Origin of the sequence: uncultured Campylobacter sp. (genome assembly GCF_938017705.1) — a bacterium.
In the GTDB taxonomy this organism is placed as follows: Bacteria; Campylobacterota; Campylobacteria; order Campylobacterales; family Campylobacteraceae; genus Campylobacter_B.
On sequence record NZ_CALIIS010000169.1, the window covers coordinates 1 to 8,013 of the forward strand.

The 8,013-nt window shown below is 46.2% G+C and carries 3 protein-coding genes and 5 tRNA genes; 7 read left to right on the forward strand and 1 reads right to left on the reverse strand.

The features are described from left to right. Nucleotides 1-626: 626 nt before the first annotated feature. A tRNA-Ala gene (locus Q0605_RS08030) sits at nt 627-702 on the reverse strand. Nucleotides 703-837: 135 nt separating this feature from the next. Here Q0605_RS08030 and Q0605_RS08035 point away from each other — a divergent pair. The 7 genes from Q0605_RS08035 (at nt 838) to Q0605_RS08065 (ending at nt 7,966) form a co-directional block, all read left to right on the forward strand. Next, a tRNA-Gly gene (locus Q0605_RS08035) sits at nt 838-912 on the forward strand. Between the two features lie 28 nt (nt 913-940). After that, a tRNA-Leu gene (locus Q0605_RS08040) sits at nt 941-1,027 on the forward strand. Nucleotides 1,028-1,043: 16 nt separating this feature from the next. Next, nucleotides 1,044-1,117 (forward strand) — tRNA-Cys (locus tag Q0605_RS08045). Nucleotides 1,118-1,137: 20 nt separating this feature from the next. Then, on the forward strand, nt 1,138-1,293 hold the full coding sequence (locus tag Q0605_RS08050; protein ID WP_177387338.1) for a hypothetical protein: 156 nt from the start codon (nt 1,138-1,140) through the stop codon (nt 1,291-1,293). Between the two features lie 58 nt (nt 1,294-1,351). Then, nucleotides 1,352-1,439, forward strand: a tRNA-Ser gene (locus tag Q0605_RS08055). A 727-nt stretch (nt 1,440-2,166) separates the two neighbouring features. After that, nucleotides 2,167-4,908, forward strand: a complete 2,742-nt coding sequence (locus tag Q0605_RS08060) for a M16 family metallopeptidase (protein WP_298705935.1) — start codon at nt 2,167-2,169, stop codon at nt 4,906-4,908. 331 nt (nt 4,909-5,239) lie between these two features. Then, a complete protein-coding gene (locus Q0605_RS08065) occupies nt 5,240-7,966 on the forward strand; it encodes a TonB-dependent receptor plug domain-containing protein (RefSeq protein ID WP_298705937.1) in 2,727 nt (908 codons plus the stop codon). Nucleotides 7,967-8,013 lie beyond the last annotated feature (47 nt).

The following is an 8,013-nucleotide window of genomic DNA, read 5'->3' on the forward strand; positions in this document are numbered from 1 at the left end:
TCATACCTTTGCCTCTTGTGATTTTTAGCACCTTCATTACATCGTCAAATCTCCAAGCGATATCATAAATTCCGTACTCTTCCCTTAAGCGTATACCGCGCTCTAAAAGATCCTGCGGCACGATATTTACGTAATCTTCATCTATAAATGCCGCGCCATCTTCTTCAACTGACATAATCTCTCCTTCCATTAAAATTTAATTTATTGCAAAGACTTTTCTATATCGTTTATTAGGCGATGAAGCGTTTCGAGACGACTAGTACTCGGATTATTTTGGTTCAAAATTCTAAAATATCACTATATTTCATCGTCTTTATATCGCGCTCGTCAAAAGATGGAAGTATATATTTTTCGTTCATCTTAATGATTTTTGCGATATAGCTCTCGCTTATACCATTTTTCGTTTTTGTGCGATATATGCGCCAAAGGGCTTTTGGGCGATATTTATCGCTCTTTCTGTAAATAGGTTTTTAACTAACCTAATAACTAACTGAATTATTTTAAAACAATTATAACATAAAAAGAAACAAAAATAATCAAAAATTACTAAAAAGCCCTAAATATCGGTATTTAAAGGAAGTAAAAGAGATCTAAAAGAAGTGATTAAAACTTAAAAATAGTTTAAATGGTGGAGTTAAGCGGGATCGAACCGCCGACCTCTTGAATGCCATTCAAGCGCTCTCCCAGCTGAGCTATAACCCCAATAAAGATTTTGTAATTTTACATTATTTTACTTACAAAATTTTTAAATTCCGGAGCTACGCCAAAATTTTCTCCGCAAAAGCCGCTATAAAATGAAATTTTAAGCTTGCATTGGGTAATATTTCATTTCTTTGCGCGGGAATAGCTCAGTGGTAGAGCGCAACCTTGCCATGGTTGATGTCGCGAGTTCGACTCTCGTTTCCCGCTCCATTTTACATTCTGTTTTTGTATTAAACGTGCCCGGATGGCGGAATCGGTAGACGCAAGGGACTTAAAATCCCTCGGAATTTTTTCCGTGCCGGTTCAAGTCCGGCTCCGGGCACCACCTAATAAGCCGGCGCGGCGACATAGCCAAGTGGTAAGGCATGAGCCTGCAAAGCTTTGATCCCCGGTTCGAATCCGGGTGTCGCCTCCAGATCCTAAAAAGGAGTTATTATGAGATACATACTAGCGGCTCTTTTGGCATTGATGGTTTTTAGCGGGTGCTCTAATACTTGGCACGGCGTAAAAGAGGACTCACACAATGCGGCTCAATGGACCAAAGAAAAGGTTCACAACGGCGCCGAGTGGGTCGGAGAAAAAACCGAATGAATTGCGCGCGCAGGTCTTGATCTGCGCGAACCTACGGCGGGGTCCACCCGCCCTTAATCGGGAGATGGCTGAGCGGTCGAAAGCGGCGGTCTTGAAAACCGTTGAGGTGAAAGCCTCCTGGGGTTCGAATCCCTATCTCCCGGCCATTTTAATCTAATCCAAAATTCCATTTTAACTTCAAAATTTCACATTTTATTTATACTAATTTTCATTTAATGCTCTTTAGGCTAAAATTTTATCTTGCAGCAAACGGCAGTTTGCGGCGGTGCCTTTATAGATGAGAAACAGAATAGCATACGGCGAAGATGCCAAGATTGCGCGTTAGTGGCTTGTTTGATCGATACGTGCTAAAACAGCGCGTAGCGAGAATAGGGCGATGTAAAATTAAATGTTCGTCCGTCTCGCTATGAAAGCGTGTGGGCTCTGTTGCGGAATTTGGCTATAGAATTTCAAAGCTTAGCAGCCCGCCGCGCTTGGCGTAAAATTTTAAAATTTACCGATTCGTGCTTTTTAAATTTAGCCCTGGTGCAAGTAAATTTTAAAATTTGCGTCCGCGCCGCCATGCTGTCGCGCCGCCGCGCAGATAAATATCAATGCATTTGCCGATTTGGGCGATGCACAAAATGAGAGTAGCTGCTCGGTATGGGGCCAGAGCCGGTAAGCTTGCGAAGCGGACCGGGGTTGGCATAGCAAACAGGCGAGTAGCCAAGTTAAAAGTAAGCGAGCCTAAGAGATATCGCAGGCTGACGGGTCGAAGCGAGCAAATCTAAAAAATAGCGCAGAATAGCGCAGGCGGGCAGCTTGATAGGGCGAAAGAGAAAAGTCTGCAAAAATATCTGCGAGCGAATTTTACTAGAAAATTGAAAGGCTTAAATGCGAAAAATTTTACTATTTTTACTGCTTTGTGCGGGAGCTTTTGCGCTTGAGTGGGACGGAGCCGTCCTGCGAGGGGCGCTGCCAAACGGGCTTAAATACTATATTTTAGAAAATTCCGTGCCTAAAAATTCCGCCGTTTTTTATCTCATCGTGGATGCGGGCTCGATCGATGAGGGCCCCAATGAGCGCGGGCTTGCGCATTTCATCGAGCATATGTCCTTTAACGGAAGCCGCGATTTTAGCAAAAACGAGCTCATCAAAAAGTTACAGAGCCTGGGCGTGAAATTCGGCGCCGACGTAAATGCGCAGACGGGCTACGACAGCACGATCTACACGCTTAATATCGCCGTTAGCGAAGAAAATTTAAAGGACGTTTTTAAAATTTTTGCTTCGATTGCGGACGGAGTGGAGTTTAATCCGCTCGAGCTCGTGAAAGAAAGAGGCGTCATAATCGAGGAGGCGCGTAGCCGCGATACGCCGATCGCGAGGCTTTACGAGCGGATGGATGAGGAGCTTTACGGCGGCAGCGCCTATTTTGATCGCGCGCCGATCGGCGATATGGCGGTCGTAAAATCCGTAAGCGTGCAGCAAATCAAGGAGCTTTATCAAAAAATTTACCAGCCCAGATCTATGAAATTTATAGCCGTGGGTGATTTCAAAAGGGATAAAATTTTAAAACTGCTAGAGCAAAATTTTTCGCCTCTTAAAAATACAAACTCCTACGCCCGCCCGGATATGGGCATTCCGCCTAGACAGGGTTTGAAAATTTACAATTACGATACGAACGAAACGTCGCTAAATTCCGTCAAAATTTCGTTTTGGGAGGAATTTGCGCCCCCAAGTAGCGAGGAGAATGCGAGAAAAATTTTAAAAAGCGAGCTTATCTCAAGCCTCATCTCTACGATTTATGAGAGGGCAAAAGCTAGCGAAGGCGCGCTGCTGCGAGTTAATTTTTCCAGATCGAATTTGCAGTTTCAAAAAACGATCTATAGCTTTGACGTCGCCGTTTTGGGCGGAGACTTTGACGGCGCGATCTCGCAGGCGCTCGGGCTAATCAAAGGCCTGCGAGATAGCGGCTTTGATGCGCGCGATTTCGCCCTTGCGAAGGATGCCTTGATTAGCTCGCGGCACACCACCTTCGAACGCAAAAAAAGCGCGAATTCCGCGTTTTTTGCAAGAGAGATTCTTTATGCCGTAAAATCGGGAGCCGTTCTGCCTAGCGCCGCAAAACAGCGTGATTTGGAGGTAAAATTGCTGCGCGAGATCAGCCTAGAGGAGCTAAATTTAGAATTTAGGCGCCTTACGGATCTAAGCGAGGTGCACGCAAGTGTTTTTAGCGGCTCAGGATATAATCTGGATGAGGCTAAATTTAAGAAGCTGCAAAGCGGCGCTAAGGCGATAAATACGCATGCCGCGCATAAAAAGCTGCCGGGTAGCTTGGTTTCTAAAAACCTGCCTGAGGGCAAAATTTTAAGCAAGAGTTTTGAGCCGCGATTTAAATTTTATACCTATCTGCTTGAAAATAACGCGACCGTGATCTTAAAGCCGCTTAAGACGCGCAAGGATTTCATCTCGTTTGCCGCGGTAAGCAGGGGCGGAATGTCCAATCTGGCGCATCCGGGACTTGGCAGTTTTGCCGCGATGCTTTCAAACGAAAGCGGCGCAGGCGAGTTTAACAATTATGAAATTTCGCAAATTTTAAGCGGGCGGCAGGTGAATTACCGCAAAAACATCTCCGCATTCTCGCACGGATTTTACGGAAGCTGCGGCTCGCAGGATCTAAAATGGCTGCTGGAAGCGATAAACTTAGAGCTTAGCTCTCCGCGCACGGACGAGAAGGCGCTGCAAAATTTAAAGATAAAATCGCTCGACGAGCTTGCGCGAAACGAGAAGCTGCCCGGGTATAAATTTAGCAGGGAATTTAGCGAGTTTTTTTACGGCGGCAATGAGCGAATGCGCCCTCTAAGCGCCGCGCAGATCAAAGCTCTTAATGCGGAGGAGCTAAAAAAGATCGTCTATGATAAATTTAGCAACGCCGCATCCTACACTTTCGTACTTAGCGGCGATTTTGAGTTAAAAGACGCCGAAATCCTCATAAAAAAATATCTGGCGAACCTGCCCGCTCGCGGCGAACGCGAGGATTTTAAAGACGACGGAATTCGCAGCTTAAGCGGACGGCACGTTTTTATGCGTAACTATCAAAACTCCCCTAGAAGCGACGTTGCGCTTACCGCGATAAATAGATCCGCCCCGCACTCGCTTGAAAATGCGATAAAAATTTCCGCCCTAGCTTCGGTGCTTCAGGAAGCACTTAGAGAGCGCATCAGAGAAGACGAGGGGCGTACTTACGGCTTTTCGGTCGCTTCGAGCCTAAGCCGCATCCCGTACGAGCACTCTAGCCTTCATATTTCGTTTTCCTGCGCGCCGCAAAATACGGATCAAATTTTATCCGCAATTAGAGAAATTTTTGCAGAAATCGCAGGCGGCGGATCGGACGTAGCGCGGCATCTTGAAAATTTTAAAAAATCCCAGATCATCACGGCGCGTACCGCTCGCGAAAGCCCTGAGTTTTGGAACGACGCGCTCGTAAAATACGCGCTTTGGAATGAGGAGATCGCCGATTTTAAGACCTTTGAAAAGATCATAAATTCCATCTCGCCGAAGGATATCGCGGAGGCGGCGCAGACATATATTTTTGACACCGATGAAACCGTGAGGATAAATGCACCGAAATTTTAACGGGCTCGGCGTCTTTAAATTTTACTCGGGAAAATTTACTAAGCGCGTTTAAATTTAACGGCGCTTGCACGGCAAATTTCGGCTTCGTAAATTTATGCAGTTTAAAAACGAACTCAAGAATAAAGCTCAATTAAATCTATCTGCATCGCGCATAGATTTTAGATAAATTTTATTTTGGAATAGATTTATCTCGCCGATATACCGCTATTTTGTTACATTTTTTCTATTGTTTGCATAAGTCATATAATTGTTATCACTTTTATTGAAATTTAAAATATTATTGGCTAAATTTCCTCAGTCTTAATTTTTATTTTCAAAAAAAGGAGAAAAAATGATTGTCGGTTTTTGGGCCTGTAAGCCATGTAAAAGCGGCGCAGGCCGCAATTATTCCGCTTCCGTAAAAGGCGAGAAATCCACTCAAAATCGCTGCGGGGGGGGGCTTGCACGCTCCTTAATAGTCGCGGCGTGTCTTTGCGGCCTAAGCGTCGCGCAGGATTCGTCTGAAAATAACGCAACCAGAAGCGTTGTTACCAAAGAAGGCTCGGAGGCACGAAGCTCGGCTGCTACGACAAATAGTTATAAATTTCCCGAAATAGTAGTTGTCGGCAACATTGACTCTAGCCTGACGAGCGTCGGCGATAGCTATGGCGGTACGCAAAAAATAAGCAGGACGATGATCGAGTCGATGCCTAGCGGCAACGGCGACTTCGTGCAGCTTTTGCGTACCAATCCAAATGTGCAATTCAGCTCCACAAACCGCCAGAGCACGACGCTAGGCGAGATCAGCCCCGCAAATATCAGTATCAACGGCGCGAAGTATTGGCAAAACAACTTTATGCTTGACGGCGCGAATATGAATAACGATCTCGATCCCGCTAGAAACCCCGGCGGCAATCCTACGCGCTTTTCGGCGTTTGATACGATGAATTCCGTCTCGCAAGGTATGGCGATCGATAGCGATTTCTTACGAAGCGTCGAGGTGCACGATAGCGGCATCTCCGCCAAATACGGCGGATTTACCGGCGGCGTAGTGGAGGCTAAGACGCGAGATCCGCGCGCGGGCTTTCACGGCAAGTTTTCGATGCAGCACACCGAGGATAGCTGGACTAGATACCATATCTACGGCGATGAGCAAAACTTTGAAAACTCCGCTACGCCGCTAAATCAGCCGAGATTTGATAAGTGGATCACGAGGTTAAATTTAGAGGGCACCGTTACCGAGGATCTGGGCTTGATGTTCGGCTACACCAACACTAGAAGTAAAATTCCGCTCAAGGCCTACGACAGAAGATACAACGCCGATACGACCATCACCGAGCGAGTTCAGAGGCGAAATATTGACAACTACTTCCTAAAGGCGCTCTGGTATGCAAGCGACCGCCTAACTATCACGCCGAGCGTAACCTACGCGCCCGAGCGAAACAAGATGTTTAACGACCACATCAAGGACTCCTACGCCGATATGAAATCGGGCGGTTTAAATTTAGCGCTTAAAACCGACTACGACGGCGATTTTGCTAGATTTAATCAAATTTTATCCTACAGCAAGCTCGAGAGTTCGCGCGATGCGGAGAATGAATATTACAGGGCTTGGCAATACTCAAACGTAAAGAATTGGGGCGGTAAATTTTTATCTGCTGCGGCAATGGAAGGCGGCTATGGGGATCTCGATCAGACGCAAAAGAGCTTTTCATACAACGCAGATCTGGAGTTTAACGAATTTGATCTCGGCGGCAGCAAGCATAGATTTATCACTGGCTTTGAGTTTAAAAAGCAAGAGGCTAAATTTAACGTAAGAAAAGAATTTATGACCGCCAGCCGACCGGCATCGCTACCTGCGGGCGTAAATGCTTGCGATCCGAATGACGAGCTCTGTTCGATAGACGATTCTTTTGCGAGGTTCGGCAGCAGCGGCCAGTTTCTTACGCAGAAAAGCTATTACAAGGGCAATACCAAGGTAGATATGAAGAGCTTGGCGGTTTATCTGGAGGATGAGATAAAAATCGGCGATCTTACCTTGCGACCTGGCGTAAGATTAAGTAGGGACGATTATATGAAGCAAACGACTGCGGCGCCGAGATTTAACAGCTACTACGATATTTTCGGCGACGGCGATTCGATCCTTAGCTTCGGTGCAAACCGCTACTACGGGCGCAATCTCTTTACCTACAAATTAAGAGAAGGTCGAGAGGGTCTCGCCACTACCTACACGCGCCCGCGCAATGCCTATACTCAAAACTGGACGCAACTGCCAAAAGACCCGTCTCTAACTAAATTTAATGAGCTAAAGGTGCCTTATGAGGATGAGCTGGTATTCGGGGCAAAGCAAAAGCTCGGGAATTTCGAGTTTTTCGGCAAATATGTAAGCCGCAAGGGCAGGGATCAGATCATCAAATCTACGCGAAGAGATCTAGGTCTAGCGCCGAATCCGAACTACCAAAACAACTATCAAACCTTTACTAATGACGGCAGAAGCGAAAATAAAATTTTAACCTTCGGCGTTAAAACGATCGATGATTATGAGGCCTTCGGTACGCTAAACGGCTTTGAGCTGGGCTTTGAGCATATCAGAATGAAGACTAATAACACCATTTATGATGAGAAGCTTGATAGAGAAATGCTTGAAGATGAAAAAATCGTCGAATACGACGGTAAGCTGATGAGGCTATCGGAGCTTCCGGCGCAGGACTATGCGAGACCTTGGACTGCGAGCCTAAATATCATCACGAAAATTCCAAGCTACGGCATTAGCGTAAATAACTTCCTATCGTTTAAAGGCTCGCAAGAGGCGATCGCCCGCACAGGCAAGACGCCTGCGGGCAAGTATCCTGCCAGATACGACAAATACGAAAAGGTAAATCTCGGCAAAAGCTACAGCTGGGATGCGCGCATCGGATACGCTAAAAAGATGGCGGGCGAGGTGGAATTTTTTACGAATTTAGACATCTACAACGTCCTAAATAAGCGCAATAAAGCAAGGCTTAGCAGCGATACCTCGCTCGATCTAGTCTATGAGGCGGGCAGGCAGTTTTGGCTGGAAGCGGGCATTCGGTGGTAGCGTAAGCTAAATTTGCGGAGCTTTTGAAATTCCACGGCTCCGCAAAA

Excerpts from the sequence above, each read along its gene's own strand:
- Q0605_RS08050 (WP_177387338.1), top strand. The coding sequence starts at position 1,138 with ATGAGATACATACTAGCGGCTCTTTTGGCATTGATGGTTTTTAGCGGG.
- Q0605_RS08065 (WP_298705937.1), top strand. The coding sequence starts at position 5,240 with ATGATTGTCGGTTTTTGGGCCTGTAAGCCATGTAAAAGCGGCGCAGGC.
- Q0605_RS08060 (WP_298705935.1), top strand. The coding sequence starts at position 2,167 with ATGCGAAAAATTTTACTATTTTTACTGCTTTGTGCGGGAGCTTTTGCG.